The organism is Sulfidibacter corallicola, from assembly GCF_017498545.1.
Taxonomy (GTDB): domain Bacteria; phylum Acidobacteriota; class Holophagae; order Acanthopleuribacterales; family Acanthopleuribacteraceae; genus Sulfidibacter; species Sulfidibacter corallicola.
In genome coordinates this window covers 8,299,308-8,318,091 of the sequence record NZ_CP071793.1, presented here as the reverse complement: position 1 = coordinate 8,318,091, position 18,784 = coordinate 8,299,308, and the positions used below count along the sequence as shown (strand labels likewise).

Sequence of the window (18,784 nt, the reverse complement as noted above, 5' to 3'; positions counted from 1 at the left end):
GAGCACCGCTCGTTTTTTGAAGGATGTGAAGTCATGGATGCACTGCTAAGCGTCGAATTGGCCCTGATTCAATCTCTGCGAAACCTTCCCGAATGGGAGCTCGCCTGGGCGGGAACCACGCCGGTTCCGCTTACGGACGAACCCTCCGTAGCAGAGGCGCCTTCGCCGGAATCGTTCGGAATGTCTCTGCCGAACGACCTGAATCAACGCCTGGTTGCCGTCACCAAGGCCAATCCCTGGGCCGCATACAGCCTGTTGACGGCGACCCTGCGTCTGCTGTTGTTCCGCCTGGGTGCCGACCGCGACCTGGTCATCGCCTCACCATCGCCGGATGCGCAACGCGACGAAGGCCGCGAGGGCCCGCTGCTCGTTCGCTCCCAAGTGGAACCGGACGGGGCCTTCCGCGCGTTGGTGGCCACCCAACGCCAGGCGCTGAACCACGCCATGGGCCTGATTCCCGAATCGCTCGAAGCATTCGCGGCCTGTTGGCACGCCAACGAGCGCGGCGCACCGGAACGCGTGTTGACCGTGACCTACAGTCAAGCGGGTCTGCTGGAGGAACCCTCCTGGCAGGCACCGTTTGCCTTTCAGGCGGCACAGGAGGATGGGGTCTGGCAATGGCGCGCGACTGTCGCCCATCATTTGGGCGGCGCGGCGCTGGCACGCGAAATCGCCAAGCGTTTCTGCATCCTGCTGGGCAATCTGCTGCGGGACGGCAGCCAAACCGCGAAGGCCGCGTGCCTCCTGAGCGACGGGGAAATCCAGGAACTGCGCGAGGCCTCCGGCCAGGCCGAACCCTACCCCGAAACCACCGTGTTGGCCCGTTTCGCCGATCAGGTGGCACTCCGGCCCGAGGCTGTCGCAGTCGAATACGGGGAGACACGCCTGAGTTACGCCGAGCTCGATCGGCTCGCGACGCGGCGGGCCGAAGCCCTGCGCGGCCGCTTCGACATCGGTCCCCGCAATCGGGTCGCCATCTGGGGCCACCGCGACCTGGATCTGGTGGTCAACATATGGGCCGTGCTGAAAGCGGGGGCTGCCTATGTTCCGCTCGATCCGACCTATCCGGAAGACCGCATCGCCTACATGCTTGAGGACAGCCAGGCCGACCTGCTCCTGGGTGCGCCGCCCAAAGGCGTATTCTCCATGGGGACGGACATCCGGCGGCCGACGCACGCCGACCTGGAGGCGGCCGCCATCGATGCCGTCCCGCTCCAGGATCCCACGCCCGACGCGACCGCTTACGTGATCTACACCAGCGGCTCGACCGGCCGCCCCAAGGGGGTGCCCATCCACCACGCCGCCCTGGCCCAGTATCTTCAGTGGGCCGAGTCCACCTATCGCGGCAACCGTCCGGCAAGCATGCCGCTCTTCACCACGCCCGCATTCGACCTGACGGTGACGACCCTGTTCCTGCCCTTGATTTGCGGTGACCGGGTGGTCGTCTACGGCGACGAAACGGCGGACGAACTGCTCACCAAAATCTTCGCCGATCGGCGCGTCGACCTTGTCAAGTTGACGCCCGCCCACGTGGCGCTACTGCCCCATCTCGAACAAACCCACGTGAGCCGCGTGATCCTCGGCGGCGAGGCGTTGTTGCCCGAGCAGGTTCGTCGGCTGCGGGCCCTCAATCCGGCGATCCGGGTGTTCAACGAGTACGGCCCCACCGAGGCGACGGTGGGCTGCACCCTCGCCGAAATCGAGGATCCCGAGGACATCACCATCGGGCGCCCGGCACCTCATGCCGAAGCCTGGATCCTCGACGCCGCCGATTGTCCCCTGCCGCCCGGCTTCCGCGGCGAACTGTGGCTGGGCGGTGTGGCGTTGACCGAAGGCTACCTGAACCGCCCGGATTTGAACGAAGCCCGTTTCCGCCCACATCCCCTCGGCGCGGGTCGACTCTACCGCACCGGTGACCTGGCCTCTTGGCGCGTCGACGGCCGGCTGGACTACCACGGCCGCAACGACCACCAGCTCAAGGTCAACGGCTACCGCATCGAGGCCGGCGAGATCGAAATCGCCCTCACCTCGCTCGAGGGTATCGACGAAGCCGCCGTCATGGCGCGCCCGGGCCCGACCGGCACCCCGGTCCTGGTGGCCTACGTCACGGGTGCCGGTGCTTCCGACGAGGGACGCCTGCGCACCCACCTGGCCACGATCCTGCCGCTGTACATGATGCCGGCCTTCTTCGTGTCGATGCCGCGCCTGCCGCTGACCACCAACGGCAAGGTCGATCGTGCGGCCCTGCCGGATCCCCAACCTGTCGTCTCGGCCGAGCACCCAACGGCACCGGCCACCGAGGCGGAAGGAGTCCTGTGCGACGCCTTCGCCGCGATCTTCCCCAATCGAACCATCACCAGCCGCAGCGACTTCTTCGCGCTCGGCGGCGACTCCATCAAAGCCCTCCAGATCACGGCCCGCGTCAACGAGGCCGGGTGGCGCCTGGAAGTGGGCAACCTGTTCCGCGAACCCCTGCTCGGCGCTCTGGCCGCCGGCCTCGTCCGGCACGACGATCAGGTCCACTTCGAGCCTCTCTCCGGTGCTGTGGCGATGACGCCGGCCCAAACGCATTTCCTGCGCACCTTCGCGGGCCATCGCCCCGCCTACAACCAGAGCATGCTGTTGGAGTTGGTGGATCGGTTCGAGGAGCCCGTCCTGGCCCACCTCTGCACGGCCCTGGTACGGCGCCACGATGGCCTGCGCGCGATATTCGCGGACGCTGCCGAAGAGGGCACCCAATGGATTGCCGATGGCGCCGCCGACGTGACCTGGGTGAACCTGAGTGGCCGCACCGACGCCTGCGAACGGGCGCAGCGTTGGTCCGCCGACGTACAAAGCCATTTCAATTTGGAAGAGGGCCCGCTGGTGCGTTTCGTCCACTTCCGCTGCGACGACATGGACCGGTTGTTGATCGCCGCCCACCACCTGGTCGTCGACGGTGTTTCCTGGCGCATCCTGTTGGAAGATCTGCACCGCATCCTTCAGCGTCATCGCCTGGGGCAGGAACCGGAGACCTCTCCGCGCGGACCCGGTCTCGACGCCTACGGGGCCTGGATCGAAGCGACCTTCGACGAAACCCGTCGTGCCCGGGAACGCCGTTTCTGGCAAGACCAGGTTCGCGACGTCGCCCAGCCCGTTCCCGATCCCCCCGAATCGTTGGATGCGGAGGCGCTGAACTGCGACGACGGGCCTCGCCTGGCCCACGTCCACCACGAGTGGGATGCGCACACGACCGCCACCCTGCTCACTGGCGCCCATGAACCGTTCCACACCGAAATCAACGACTTGCTGCTGACCGCCCTGGCCGATGCACTGAGCCGCGAAGAAGGTCTCGATCGCGTGCTCGTGACGCTGGAGTCCCACGGCCGCGATCCCGAGCCCGGCGCCCCCGACCTCAGCCGCACCCTGGGCTGGTTCACCACCTGGTTCCCGTTCCGTTTGGAGGTTGGCGCGGGCGATCTTCGTTCGCGCATCGAAGCGGTCAAGGAGCGCCGCCATACCATTCCCGCGCGCGGCCTGGGCTTCTCCCTGCTGCAGAGCGGGGGTGAACTGGAAACCGCCCAATCCGCCATCGGTTTCAACTACCTCGGCCAGTTCGAGGAACCGGAAAACGCCGACGACCACCCGGCCTTCCGGTTCAGTCCGCTGGAAATCGGACCGGAACACGACCCGGCGGACCCGCCCGAATTCGATTGGTTCTTTTCGGGCATGGTCCGGGAGGGTCGCCTGACGATGGGCTTGGCCTACGACCGCTCGCGCTTCACCGAGACCCGCATGCAACGCCTGATGAACGGCTTCGTCGCGGCCCTCGACACCCTTTTGACCGAAATCGGTGCACAACCGCGATCCTGGCTCAGTCCCGCCGATCTGGATCTGGCTCGCCTGGACCGAGCCGCTCTGGAAGCACTGCAGGCCGATCGCGAGTTGGTCGACCTCTACCCGCTCTCGCCGATGCAACAGGGTTTGCTGTTCCACCACGCTTTGGAGGCCGAGTCCGGCAGCTACGTGGAGCAGATCGGCCAGGTGTTGACGGGTCACCTGGATGTGGACCTGCTGGCCGAAAGTCTCGAACGCGTAATGGAAAGTCACGAGATCGGCCGAACCCTGTTCTTCCCCGACGCAGGCGATCGACCGCTCCAAGGTCTGACGCGGCACACGGGTGTGGCGCTGACGCTCGTCGAGCTGGGCGAAGCGCCCGATCCCGCCGCGGCCGCACGGGCCTTCATGGACCGGGACCGAGAAGAAGGCTTCGACTTGGAAGCGGGCACGCCGTTGCGCGTCCAGCTCCTGAGCCTGGATTCCGATCGAGCCTGGCTGATTTGGAGCTTTCACCACATCCTGATGGACGGCTGGTGCCTGCCCCTGCTGTTCCGTGCCCTGATCGAAACCTATCGCGGCTTGCGCATCAGCAGGGATCTGCACCCCACGCCGGTACCGCCCTTCCGCCGTTTCATCGGCTGGCTGAACCAACGGGACCACGAGGCCTCGGCCTCGTTCTGGCGTGACTACCTGAGCGATCACGAGAAGACCCCGATCGCGACGGTGACCCACACCGAGCCCGACCGCCGGAGTTACGAACAGAATTGGACCGAACACGAAAGCGAACGGCTTCTCCAATTCGCGGCCAGCCACCGTGCAACCGCCAACCAGGTGGTGCAGGTGCTCTGGGGTCTGGTTCTGGCCCGTCAGGGTTTCGCCGAGGAAGCGCTGTTCGGGGCGGTCGTCTCCGGTCGCCCGGCTGAAATCGCCGGCATCGACCAAATGATCGGTCTCTTCATCAACACCCTGCCCGTGCGCCTTCGGTTCCAGGCCGAGGAACCACTGACCGAGGTGCTGCGGCGCCGGCGCGAGGAGATCGCCCGCGTCGAGCCGCACCAGTACTTCCCGCTGGCCGAGATCCAGCAGGGCACGCCGCTGTTCGACCACATCCTGGTCTTCGAGAACTACCCCGAGGGCGACGCGCTCCTGGACAGCGAAGACGGGCTGCGACTCGAAGGCGTGCTCAGCCACGAACAAACCCACTACGGCCTGACCCTGGTCGTGGTGCCCGACAGCCGTTTCCTGTTCCGGGCCGACTTCGACGGTTCACGGATTCCACCGGCTAAAGTGACGCGCCTGCTGGAAGACATGCGAACCCTGTTCAACGACTGGTTCGCCCATCCCGATCTTCGCCCATGCGACTGGCCGCCGAAAGCGCAGGTCGATCGAAAGACACGTTCGCAGCCCTGGACGCCCGACCCGGACCCCCTGGTCCGTTTCGCCCAGCATCTGAGGATCGGCCCCGGGGAGCCGGCCCTTCGCCACGGTGACCGGATCACCACCTACGCGAGCCTGGCCGAAGGCGTGACCCGGCAGGCCATGCTGTTGCGCGCCCGTTTCGACCTGAACCCCGGCGACCGCGTGGCGGTGATGCTGCCGCACGGGCCCGAGCTGATTCAATCCCTGCTCGCCGTGTTGTACTGCGGCGCGGCCTACGTCCCCTTGGACCCCGCCTCGCCGCCCCGCCGCATGCGCCGCATTCTCGAGGAAGCGCAGGTCGCCCTGATCGTGACCGGCAGCGACATGCTGTCGGACAAAGGTCTTACCGACTGGCCCCATTTCGATCCGAGCGAGTGCACCGAATCAAACGGTTCGCAGTACCTGACCCAGCCGACTTTCGCTCCGGCCGCGGTTTCCGGCGATACGACCGCCTATATCATCTTCACCTCGGGTTCGACGGGCACGCCGAAAGGGGTGGCGGTGAGTCGCGCCAATCTCGCCTGGTACCTGGCCCGCGCCGAAAACCTCTACTTCGCCGACGCGCCCAAAGCGGACATGGCCTTGTTCACCTCCACCGCGTTCGATCTGACGGTGACCACGCTGTTCTCGCCGCTGACCCGCGGCGCGGCGATCTTCATCCCCGGCGGCGAGCACCTCGACGAACAACTCGCGGCCAGTTTCGCGCCGGACAGCCCGGCCCGCGCGATCAAACTGACGCCGGCCCACGCGGCGCTGCTCACCGACCTGGCGCCAACCCCGGTGACGCGCGTCATTCTGGGCGGTGAAGCGCTGAGCCCGGAGGCGGTTCGCACCCTGCGCGCCCTGAACCCCGCGATGCGAATTTTCAACGAGTACGGTCCCACCGAAGCCACCGTGGGTTGCATCGTGGCCGAGATCACCGGTGACGAGATCACCATCGGTCATCCGATGGAGGGCGTGGGAGCCGTGGTACTCGACCGCTGGGGCCGCCCCCTGGAGACCGACGATCCGGGCGAGCTGGCGATCTGCGGGCCAGGCGTCTCGCAGGGCTACTGGCAACGACCCGACTGGACGGCCGAACGCTTCATCGCGCTGGCCGACGGCCGTCGCGCCTATCGAACCGGCGACCTGGTCCGGCGCGACACGTCGGGCACCTTCCACTTCCTGGGCCGCATCGACGACCAGTTGAGCCTGCGTGGGTACCGCATCGAGGCGGCCGAAGTGGAACGTCACCTGGTGGACCAGGACGGCATCGACGAGGCCCTGGTCATGGTACGCCAGGCAGAAGGGCGGCCGCGTCTCACGGCCTACCTGCGCACGGCGGCGGCCCTGGATAATGCCGAGTTGCGCCTGGCGTTGGCGCAGCACCTGCCCAAGTACATGATCCCCGAGGCCTGGGTCTTCCTACGGCGCTTCCCGCTGACCGTCAACGGAAAAGTCGACCGCGACGCGCTGCCGGAACCCACCACCCAACGCGGTACGCGCGCGGCAACTACTGATCAAGAGCGGCTATTGGCGCGGATTTGGTCGGAGGTGCTTGGCCACGACCAGGTTCCCGTCGACGAGGACTTCTTCGTGCTGGGTGGCGATTCGATCAAGGCCCTGCAGATTCGGTCCCGACTCCACGGGGCCGGTTTCGCGCTGGACATGAAGGCCCTGTTCCGCGACGGTACCATCGAACGATTGGCGCCACAGCTTTCCCGGCGCAAGACGGTCGCCCACCGCGTGGACAAGGCCGAGGTGGCCCTGACACCCGTCCAGTTCTGGTTCCTGGGCCTGGAATGGCTGCATCCCGAACACTACAACCAATCGCTGATGTGGCGGCTGGGTCCGGACGACGCGCCGGAGATCCTGCGTGCGGCCTGGGAAGCGGTACTGCGCCATCACGGTCTCCCGCTGACGCGGCTCTCCGATCGCAGTCTGCACCCGGTGCACGAGACCGAGGGGATTTGGTCGGATATCATCCTGGATGACGCTGCGAAACTGGAAGAAACGACCGCGGCGATCCAGGCGGGTCTTTCCACGAAGCAGGGCCCGCTGTTCCGCGCCGTCCACATCGAAACCCCCGAGGCCCGTTTCCTGTTGTTGGTGGCGCATCACCTGGTGGTCGACGGCGTGTCCTGGCGCATTCTGCTCGAAGACGTGGAGGCGGCGATCGCGGCCCTGGCCGAGGGCCGGCCCGCGAAGCCGGAGCCCGTACCCACCAGCTTCGGGTACTGGACCCGGCACCTCCGCGAAAACATGCTGCCGCGCTGTCGCGAGGAGGAGCTGGCCTATTGGCGAGCACTCCCCCGCTGGCAGAACCCGGTAGTGGACAACGACGGCCCTGTCCGCCATGTGGGCGGTCAGCAGCGCCTGAGCGAGCCCCTGGACGCGGCACTGACCGCGACCTTGATGGGCCCGGCCCACAGGGCGTTCCGCACGGAAATCAACGACCTGTTGTTGTTCGGTCTGGTCTCTGCCTTCCAACAGGAGGAAGGCAGATCCCGACTGGCCGTAACCCTGGAGGGCCACGGCCGCGAAAGCGATGACGAGGACCTGGACCTGAGCCGCACGGTCGGCTGGTTCACCAGCATGTTCCCCGTCGTCCTGGACCTGGCGAACCAAGAGGATCGCGGCGAAGCACTGCAGGCCGTCAAATCGGTGCTGCGAGCCGTACCGCGCAAGGGCATCGGCTATGGCATCCTGCGGTACCTGGGCGGTGAAAAGCTACCGGCCCTGCCGAGCCTGTCGTTCAACTACCTGGGCCGCTTCGAAGCCGGCGCGGGGACGCGCGTCTTCGAAGATGCCGGACCGGAACAGCATCCGGGTGATCGCAGCCCCTTCGAATGGGCATTCGGCGCCGGGGTAACCCCCGCCGAAGACGGCGACCGCCTGATGCTGTTCCTCGATTTCCATCCGGAACGCATCCGTCCCGAGCGGGCGAGCCGCCTGCTGGACGCGTTCGCCACCGCGTTGGCAGACACCGCCACGCTGTGCATGAACGCGTCGGAAGCACGTTGGACGCTCGCCGATCTGCCCTTCACCGGGCTCGACGAGGCCTCCCTGGCACTGATCCAGGAGCGTCATCGCCCGGTAGACCTCTATCCCGCCTTGCCCATGCAGGAAGGCATGCTCTTCCAGGCACTGACCCAACGCGAAACCCAGGGCGGCGGTGCCTCTTACGTGAGCCAACTGCGGCTCCGCCTGAATCGCGAGCTGGACCTCCCCACGCTCAACATGTCGCTGAGTCTTCTGCACGAACGCCATCCGGTACTGCGCACCCTGTTCGTGACTCATGCCGGCCCCCGCGTCTGGCAGGTGGTGAAGGCCGCCGATCCGGTGACTACCCGCCGCCTGGATTTGGGCGAACTGGCCGCCCCAGAGGCAGCCCTGGTCGAGTTCGCCCACGAGGAGAGTCTGCGCTGCGGCGATCCCCTGCGCGGACCGCTCAGCCGCTGGTCCTGGATCGACACCGGCGAGGGCGGCGGCACCCTGCTCTGGACCTTCCACCACTTGCTGATGGACGGCTGGTCCGTGGGCCACGTGCTCTCCGACCTGGTACATCTCTATACCCGCTTGGCCGCGGGCGATCTGCTGGCCCTGCCGCCGGTACCGGCCTACCGCGAATACCTGCTCTGGTTGGAAGGTCGCCCTCGTGAGGCGGCACGCCGCTGGTGGCGCGAACACCTGGCCCCGGCCGATCGACCCACCGCCCTCCCGTTGCGTGCCCGGACGAACGCCGATTGGCAACCCCAAGCCTGGGTCAGCGGGGAGGGTGCGACCCTCCTGGCCGCCGCCGAGGATTTCTGCCGATCCCGCCGCTTGACCCTCAACAACCTCTGCGCGGCCGTTTGGTGCGCCCTTCTGGCGAAGCTCGGCAACCAGCCGGCCGTCACCTTCGGTGCGGTCACGGCCGGGCGCCCCAGCGACCTGCCCGGGGCCGACGAGATGGTCGGCCTCTTCCTGAACACCCTGCCGGTTCACTGTCCCGTCGGGGCCGCCAGCACCATCGCCCGGCTCGCCGAGCAGCTCCAGGACCTGGCGGCCACCCGCGACGCCCACCAGTATCTCCCCCTGGCCGAGATTCAGGCGCTGTCGCCGCTGGGCCCGGACCTGGTTCGCCACCTGGTGGTCTTCGAGAGTTACCCGACGCCCGAGGAGATCGGTGCCGAGCAGACCGAGCTGCGCATCGAGGACCTGGACGTGGAGGAATGGAACCACTACGACCTCTCGCTGGTGATCGTGCCCGGCGAGTTGGGAAGCATCCGCCTGGAGTTCAACCGGGGCCGCTTCGAGCCTGCCGCCGTGGCCCAACTGGGCGAGGCCTTCACCACCTGGCTGGCGGCGATCGCCGACCTGGCGGACACGAGCCTGACCGAACTGCCCCTGCGCGCCGAATGGACCGACCAGCTCCCGGAACCGGTTCCACCCCAGCCCAAATATCCGAAGCCGGCGGTGTCTCACCGTGAGCCCTCGCCCGAAACGGCCGAGGCCCTCGACGCGAGCATCCAGGACCGCATGAGCGCGCTGTGGTGCGAGCTGCTTTCACGACCTGCCGTCGGTCCCCACGATTCGTTCTTCGCGTTGGGCGGCCATTCGCTGATCGCCGCCCGGCTCAACGCCCGCATTCAGGAGCTGTTCCAGGTGCGCCTGCCGCTACAGGCGGTTTTCACCGCACCCACGGTGGCGGACCTGAGCGACACGGTGCGCCGCGAACTGGATCACCGGGCGCGGGCGGCATCGATCGAACCCGTTGCGCCGGCGCCGCACTACACCTTGTCCCCGGCTCAAAAGCGGATTTGGATCCTTGCCCGACTGGACGAAACCGGCATCGCCTACAACATGCCCACCGCAGTCTACATCGAGGGCCCGCTCCAACCCGAAGCGCTCGCCCAGGCCTTCGGCGACGTGGTCCAACGCCACGAGATCCTGCGCACCCGATTCCCCGAGATCGACGGCGAACCGGCCCAGGTTGTCGAGCCCCAATTGGAACGGACATCGTTCCTTCAAATCCACCGTGGTGGCGGGGAGAATCGGGATGCCGTCCTGCGCCGGCTGGCCGAATCGCCCTTCGATATCGCCGCACTGCCCCTGCTGCGCGCGGTCCTGCTGGAGGAAGGCCCGGACCGCTGGGTGTTCGGCCTCAACCTGCACCACTTGCTGGCCGACGCCTGGTCGATGGAGCTGCTGATCGGCGAGGTCCTGGACCGTTACCACCAGCGTGCCGAGGGACATACGCCGCCGCCCATGGAACCGAAGCGCCTGCAATTCAAGGATATCGCCGCCTGGCTCGTCGACCGCTCCAGTGGCGACCAGCTCGCCGAACAACGTGCGTTCTGGCTCGACCTCCTGGCCGACGCCCCCGCGCCGGTGACCTTGCCCACCGATCGCCCGCGTCCCGTTCTCAAGTCGCACCGCGGTGACCGGCTCATGCTCAAGGTTCCCGAATCCTTCGGCGCGACGCTGACGGCCTTCGCCGCCGAGCGCGACCTCACCCCCTTCAGCCTCCTGCTGGCCTCACTCGACGTGCTCATCGCCCGCTACACCGGCCGCGAAGACATCGTGCTCGGTTCGCCGGTGGCCGGCCGCGACCACGCCGACCTGGCCGATCAGATCGGTGTCTTCATCAACACCTTGGCACTGCGCAACCGGGTCTCGACGAATCTCCCCTTCGAGGACATCGCCAGCCAGACCCAACGCACGGTGACGGAGGCTCTGGCCAACCAGGCCTACCCCTTCGACCGCCTGGTCTACGATCTGGCCGCGCAGGACGGGAGCCGCGATCAGCCAGGACACGCCGCCCTGTTCGACATCATGATCTCCATGGTCCAGCAGGATGACGCGCCAGGGGAAGAAGCGCGCGACCTGCGCGTCACGCCGATCGAACCCGAGTTCCGCACCAGCAAACTGGACCTGAGTTTCGATTTCCTGCTGACCGGAAGCCGCCTTCACGGCGTGATCGAGTTCAACACCGACCTCTACGATCACGCCACGGTCGCTCGTTTCGGGCGTCACCTGATCTCGTTGGCGACGCGCCTGCTGACGTCTCCCGAACAGCCGGCCGGCCTGGTCGACTTCCTCGACGACACCGATTTGGACCTGTTGCGGCGACGCCTGCTGCCGAAATCCGCGGTACGCGTGCCCGAGGGCGACGTCGTCGCCGTCCTGCAAGAGCGGGTACGTCGAAATCCCGAGGCGACGGCCCTGATTCGCGGCGACCGGACCCTCACCTACGCCGAACTGCACCAACGCGCAAGCCTGCTGGCAACGCTCCTCAAAAAGGCGGGTCGCGTGCGTGCCGGCGATGTCGTGGGCGTCGCCTTGAACCGCGACTTCGACCTGGTGGCGGCCATGTGGGCCGTTTGGCAACTGGGCGGGATCTACCTGCCGCTCGATCCCGGCCAACCGCTCGACCGGCTGCGCCGCCTACTGGCGGAAGCGCGGCCGCGCGCGGTGTTGACCACGGACGATCACGCCGAGTCGCTTCGCGATCACCGCTACCGCGTGCTGACCACGGCCGAGGCGACGACCACCGCTTCGTCCGTGCGGCCTCGACCCCTGAAGCCCGAGCAGCCCGCCTACCTGATTTTCACCTCCGGCTCCACCGGCAAGCCCAAGGGCGTTCTGGTCGGTCACGGGCAGTTGGCGCACACCATCGGCCACGCGCGCCGAAACTTCGACTTCACGGCGGACGACCGCATGCCCTTCATCGCGCCGCAAGCCTTCGACATTTCCCTGTTCGAGTTGCTGGTCCCGCTGTGTTCGGGCGGGATCGTGGAGATGCTGGACCGGGATGAGGTCCTGGACCTGGAGCGCCTGGCTCGGGCGCTCCAGGACGCGACGGCATGCCACGCGGTCCCGCACCTCATGGACCGCCTGCTGTCCCACATCGAGGCCCTGCCGGAAGCGGAGGCGGCATCCATGGTGCCGCGCATCCTGTTCACCGGCGGCGATCGAGTGCCCATGACGCTTCTCGCCCGAATGGCCGAGCGCTTCCCGCAAACGCGAGTGGTGGAACTCTACGGACCCACCGAAGCGACGATCATCTGCACGGCCCTCGAGTTCAGCGCCACGAGACCGCTAATGCCAAGACAGAAGCAAACCGAAAAATGCGAAGCTCCACAGATCCTCCCCGAAGCAATCAACCTCGAAGATCCCGCAAATCAAGAGAGCGACCAAGCCTGTAGGTTGGCCCGCCGGGCCGACACTTCGAAGCCGTCAACCCAAGAATCCACCCCAAACCCAAAGACGAAGCGACCACCAACGCCCACCCTCCAACCAGCAAGCCCCAAAACCCCAAGCCACACCGGCAACTGCATCGGTCGCCCGCTGCCAGGCGTGGTGATCCAATTGCGCGACAACCAGGGCAGGCTGGTGCCCCCGGGCGCGGAGGGCGAGATCGTCATCGGCGGGCCCGGCGTGGCCCAGGGCTACTGGCGCAACCCCGCAGCCACCCAAACCGCCTTCCTCGACGACGACGGTGACCGGTTCTACCGCACCGGCGACCGCGCCCGCTGGCTACCCGACGGAAACCTGGCCTTCCTCGGCCGCGCCGACGACCAAATCCAGGTGCGCGGCTTCCGGGTCGAACCGGCCGAGATCACCAACGCCCTCACTGGCCATCGGGCCATCCGCCAGGCGGTCGTGATGGTGCGTAAGGAGCAAGGCATCGCGCGCCTGACCGCATGGCTCGAAACCGACAGGCCCCCCAGCGAGCAGGACCTGCGCACCTTCCTGCGCGACCGTTTGCCCGAATACATGATTCCCGAAGTGTGGATCCCCCTGCCCGTGTTCCCGCTGAACCGCAACGGCAAGGTCGACCGCAAGGCGCTCGCGAAGCTCCGGGCCGAAACCGAAACCATCCCACGCGACGACCATCGCGCACCGCGCACCGAAACCGAAGCCCACCTGCACCGGATCTGGCGCGAGGTGCTGGGCCACGATCGTTTCGGCATCGACGATCACTTCGCCGATGTGGGCGGGCACAGTCTCGAGGTGACGCGGGTCTCGGCGCGCATCCAGGAAGTGTTCGGGCGGAAAATCAGCATTCGCTCCCTGTTCACCCATCCCACCATCGCGGGCCTGGCCGAAGCGGAACTGGCCGATCTGGCACCGTGGACCACCAGCACGGCGATCCCGGTACAACCCCAGCAACCCGACTATCCCACATCTTTCGGTCAGGAGCGACTGTGGCTCCTGAGTCGCTTCCCTCAGGGCGCGCGTGCCTACAACATCCCGGCCGCGGTCGAGATCGAGGGCGCCTTGGACGTGGCGGCCTTCCGCGCCGCCCTGACCGACCTCGTGCACCGCCACGAGATCCTGCGCACCGTCTTCGTGCGCCGCGCGGGCATGCCCCGCCAGGTGGTGCTGGGCGCCGAGGCGGCTCCCGAACTGAGCTACCGCGAGATGGTGGAGGAAGCTGTCGATGCCCACTGGATCGAGGAAACGGCCGCCAGCCACGCCGCCGAAGTCTTCGACCTGGCGCAAGCACCGCCATGGCGCGCTTGGCTGTACCGAATTGCAAAAGAACGGTTTGTGCTGACGTTCAACATACACCACATCCTCGCCGACGGCTGGTCGATGGGTGTCCTGGTGCGGGAGTGGCTCTCCTTGTACATCGCTCGGTGCCGGGGAACGGAGGCGGCGTTGACGCCTTTGCCGTTCCAGTATCGCGATTACGCCGTGTGGCAGCGCGAACGATTGACTTCCGACGCCCTCGCCGAAGCCGAGTCCTGGTGGAGCGCGCAGTTTGCCGACCCGGCACCCGCGCTCGACCTGCCCGCCGATGCACCGCGTCCCGAGGTCCAAACCTACCGCGGTGCCCAGCTTCAACGCCTGTGGGCGCCGGAGCTCGGCGCCAAGTTGGCCGAATTGGCCAAAAAGCACGATTGCAGTACCTTGACCGTGCTGCTCGCCGCGGTGAAGGCGCTCTTCTACCGCTACACCGGCCAGACCGACCAGACCCTGGGCCTGCCGGTCGCCCACCGCGACCAGCCAGGGACCGAAGACCAGATCGGTTTCTACCTGAACACCCTGGCGCTGCGCACTCGCTTCGCCGGAAACGACGCGTTCGGTGATGTGATCGACCGGGTCCGCGACCAGCTCCAGGCGGCCCAGCAGCACGCCGACTATCCTTTCGATCGCCTGGTGGACAAACTGAACCTGCCGCGCGACCCCAGCCGCAACGCCCTCTTCGACTGCATGGTCAGCTTCGAGCGCGAGCGCCGCGACGCATTCGACGCCGGTGGCGCGGGGCTGCAGATGCGCGGGGTGGACTTCGACAAGGAAACCGCCCACTTCGACCTGACCCTGAGCTTCCACGACCTGGACGAGGGCCTGGCCCTCATGATGGAGTACAACCGCGATCTGTACTCGGCATCGCGGATGGCCCGCATGGCCGAGCATCTCGAACACATCGTCGAAGACGCCGTGGCCCGGCCGGACCGTCGCCTTTCGGAACTGGCCATGCTCTCGCCGGAAGAATGGCGACGCCTGACGACCCCGCCCGCTCCGCGGCCGTTCACCATCGAGGCCACCGTCGCGGAGCGGTTCGAGGCCATGGTCGCGGCCCATCCCGACCGCGTGGCGCTGGAAACCGAGCAAGGCGACTGGACCTACGGCGAGCTGAATCGGTGTGCCAACCGCCTGGCGCATCTGTTGATCGCCAGGCTCCGGGTCGGTCCCGGCGACCGGATTCCCTTCGTGGCCGCCCGCGAATCGTGGATGATCGTCGCCCCGATCGCGATCGCCAAGACCGGTGCGGCCTACGTACCCGTCGATCCGCAGCTCCCGGAAGAGCGCATCCACTTCATGTTGCGCGACGCCGAGGTTCGCCTGGCCCTGGTGCAGCGACGCTTTGGCTGCCGGATCGCATCGTCCGGCGTCGAAACGATCGCACTCGAGGACATCGATTGGTTCAATCTGCCCGTGGACAATCCCCCTCGCCGCGCGGGCGCGGACGACCCGCTCTATATGGTCTACACCTCGGGGTCGACTGGCGTGCCCAAGGGCGTGCTGGTCGGCAACCGCTCGTTCATGAACGCCGTCGCCGCCTGGCGCGAGGACTACGACCTGGGTCGGCGACCGGCCCGTTCGCTGCAAATGGCCGCGGTCGGGTTCGACGTGTTCAGCGGCGACCTGGGCCGGGCCCTGCTGAACGGCGGCACCTTGGTCTTGTGTCCAAACCAGGTGCGGCTCGATCCTGCCGCGCTGTACGCATTGCTGACACGGCGCCGCATCCACCTTTTCGAGAGCACTCCCGGGGTGGTGGTCCCACTGCTGGAACACGTCCATCGCCGCAACCTGCCGCTGGACCACCTGCGCCTGTTGATCGTCGGGTCGGACGCCTGGCCGGCTTCGGTCTACCGCACCTGGCGCCAGCGACTTTCCGGCGAGGTCCGCATCGTCAACAGCTACGGCCTGACCGAGGCCACCATCGACACCAGTTTCTATGAGGCGCCGCCGGAGGAAGTGCCCCTGCACGGCCAGACCCCGATCGGCAAACCCATGGCCAACATGTGGATGATCGTCTGCGACGAAGCCGGGAACCCCATGCCCGAGGGCGTGCCAGGGGAGCTTTGGGTCGGTGGCGAGGGCTTGGCGCTCGGGTATTGGGCGCGGCCGGAACTGACCGCGTCACGCTTCGGTCCCAACCCCTTCGCTGCGGACGGCGACCACCGGAGCCGCCTCTACCGCACGGGGGATTTGGCCGTCCGTTTGCCCAGCGGTGACTTCGCCTTCCTGGGTCGTCGCGACTTCCAGGTCAAGGTGCGCGGCTTCCGAATCGAGCTGGGCGAAGTGGAAGCGGCCCTTCGTGCCAGTGACGAGGTAGCGACCGCCGCCGTGGTGGCCGACGCCAATCGGCTGGGTGCGGTATTGGTCCCCCGCGAGAGTATGGCCCCCGAAGCGTTGGATCTCGATGCGGTGCGGGCCCTGCTCCGGCGCCGGCTTCCCACCTACATGATGCCCACGGCGTGGGCGGTAGCGGCCGAGCTTCCGCTGACCGTCAACGGCAAAGTCGACCGCGACCAAATCTGGCGCCTGCTGGAGCGCGATCGACGCGAGGCGTTCCAACCGTTGGCGGGCGCCGCGGAACTGGCGCTGGCGCAGATCTGGGCCGAGATCCTGGAGGTCCCGGTCGCGGAGATCGGTGCCGAGGACGACTTCTTCGAGCGAGGCGGCCACTCGCTCAAGATCGCGGCCTTGGATGACCGGGTGCGCCAGCGGTTCGAGGCGGTGCTGCCCTTCGACACCTGGTTCCGAACGAGCCGCCTGCGTGACCAGGCTGCCATGCTGGGCGACATGCCCGACCGACAATCCACCGATGCCCGAACCGGTACCGGTGAGGACAACCGCGAATCCCAGGCCGAGGAGGCCCGATCATGACCATGCTTCGCTTTCTGCACCGCCAACTGGGCGGGCGCATCTACCTCGTCGCGCTGTTGAGTCTGCTGACCGGTGTGTGCAACACCCTGATGATCAAGACCATCAACGACGTCATTCACGGCGGGATCAACGCGACGCGGATCGGCATCTTCACTGCCGCGATCGCAATCTACCTCCTGGCCTCGCGCGTGTTCAACCGCGCCCTGCTGCGCGCCACCCAGCGCGCGGTCTTCGAAATGCGGGCCGACATCCTGCGGCGCGTGCTCGCCTGCGATCTGACGCGCTTCGAGCAGGTGCCCAACCAGTACGTCTACACCTCGATCACCGAAGACACGACGGAGGTGGCGCGTTCTCCGGAGATCCTGAGCAGCCTGCTCACGGCGGGATTCACCGTCTTGGCCTGCTTCGTCTACCTCTGCTGGTTGTCGCCGGCCGCCTTCCTGCTGATCTTGGCCTGCATTCTGGTGGGCGGCGGACTGTACACCAAGGTCGCCGGCCGCGCCGCCCACGATTGGGAGATGGCCCGTCGGACCCAGGACGACTTCTTCCGGTTCGTGGATCACCTGCTATCCGGGTTCAAGGAGCTGAAGATGAACGACGCCAAGCGGATGGCCTTTTTCGAAGACGACCTGCTGGGTCGCTGCCGACAGAGCTACGACCTGAACGTGCGCGGCGGCGAGAAGTACATCCAGGCGGTGATCGTGAGCGGCGTGCTGATCTACGGCGTGCTGGGCTTCTTCGCCTTCACCGGCCAGAGTTGGCTGGGCCTGGAGGCGCAGCCGTTCGCGGCCACGATTCTGGTCATGCTGTACTTGACCCCGGCGATCCAGCAGACGGTCGACCTGCTGCCCACATTGGATCGGTTCGGCATCGCACTGAACAAGATCCAGCGCCTGCGCGACGACCTGGCTCGGCCCCAACCGCCATCGATGGCCGAACCCGCGGTGTCGGGTCACCTGACGCCGGCACGCGACAGCTCGTCACCACCGACCGAGGCCGGCGATGTCGGCCAGGGCGACGCGCGTGGCGCCGATGAGGTGGACGCCTTGGGAACCCTGCCGCCGTCGGATTGGCGTGTCCTGCGGTTGGAACGGGTGTGCTTCGCCTACCCGGCCGAAGAGGGGGCCGAACCCTTTCAGGTGGGGCCCATCGACATGGAGGTGCGTCGCGGCGAGACGCTGTTCATCGTGGGCGGGAACGGCTCCGGTAAGACCACGTTGCTCAAGCTCCTGCTGGGCCTGTACCAACCGACGTCGGGTCGCCTGACGGTCGACGATCGCACGTGGACCCCGGGAAGCGCCGCGCACCGGCACCTGTTCGCGCCGCTGTTCGCCGATTTCCACCTGTTCGACCGGCTGTACGGGCCGGAAAACGGACCGGCCTCGATCGGCGATCGGTTGAAGGCGCTGGAGATCGATCACAAGGTGGAGGTGATCGACGGACGCTGGTCGACCTTGGACCTCTCGCAAGGCCAACGCAAACGGTTGGGGCTCGTGCAGGCCATGTTGGAACCGGCGCCGATCCTGGTGATGGACGAGTTCGCGGCCGACCAGGACCCACACTTCCGCGCCCACTTCTACCGCGACTTGCTGCCCGCATTGAAGGCGGAGGGCCGCACGGTGGTGGCGATTACCCACGACGAAGCCTATTTCGGACACGCCGACCGCATGGTGCACATGCGCGAGGGCCAGGCGGAGGAGGAGACGCCGACCGCGGCCGCATCGCTGGTGGCCGGCGGCTTGGCTCGCTGAGTCGGAGGCTCGTCGGGGATGCCCCTTTCCCTTCCGTTCCCCGCCAGAAAACCCAGGCATCAACGCGTGGCAAAAGCCAGGCAGCCTGGGTTTTGTTCCATTCATGGGCGACTGTTCCGATGATGGGCTCGCGGTTTTCGGGGGGCGTCGGGTGGCGTTCCTGTTTCTTTTCTTGCTGGGCTTGATGGTGTGGGCGGGGTTCGTTGGATTTTCCAAAGCGTGGTCGAAAAAACGGAGCGATTGTTCGCCCAAGACTGGTCATCGGGGCCGCTGTTGCCCCCGTTGATCGAGAACATCCAGTGGGATCCCCTGCCCAGATTCCGCCAACTGTGTTTGCAGGAAGTCGTACGGCATGATGCACCGGAAGCCATCGCCAAACTCGATCTCAGCGCAGGTGATGGGTCGCCAAACCCGAAAGCCGTCTTGCT

General features: G+C 66.8%; 2 protein-coding genes. Both read left to right on the top strand.

All coding sequences use genetic code 11. The features are described 5' to 3' along the window. Window positions 1-33: 33 nt before the first annotated feature. Window positions 34-16,605 carry a non-ribosomal peptide synthetase gene (locus J3U87_RS25255; RefSeq protein WP_237378563.1) on the top strand — a complete coding sequence of 5,524 codons (16,572 nt, stop codon included), beginning with the start codon at window positions 34-36 and terminating at the stop codon, window positions 16,603-16,605. Continuing rightward, window positions 16,602-18,356 carry an ATP-binding cassette domain-containing protein gene (locus J3U87_RS25250; RefSeq protein WP_237378562.1) on the top strand — a complete coding sequence of 585 codons (1,755 nt, stop codon included), beginning with the start codon at window positions 16,602-16,604 and terminating at the stop codon, window positions 18,354-18,356. The genes J3U87_RS25255 and J3U87_RS25250 overlap by 4 nt, the downstream gene beginning before the upstream one ends. Window positions 18,357-18,784: the final 428 nt, after the last annotated feature.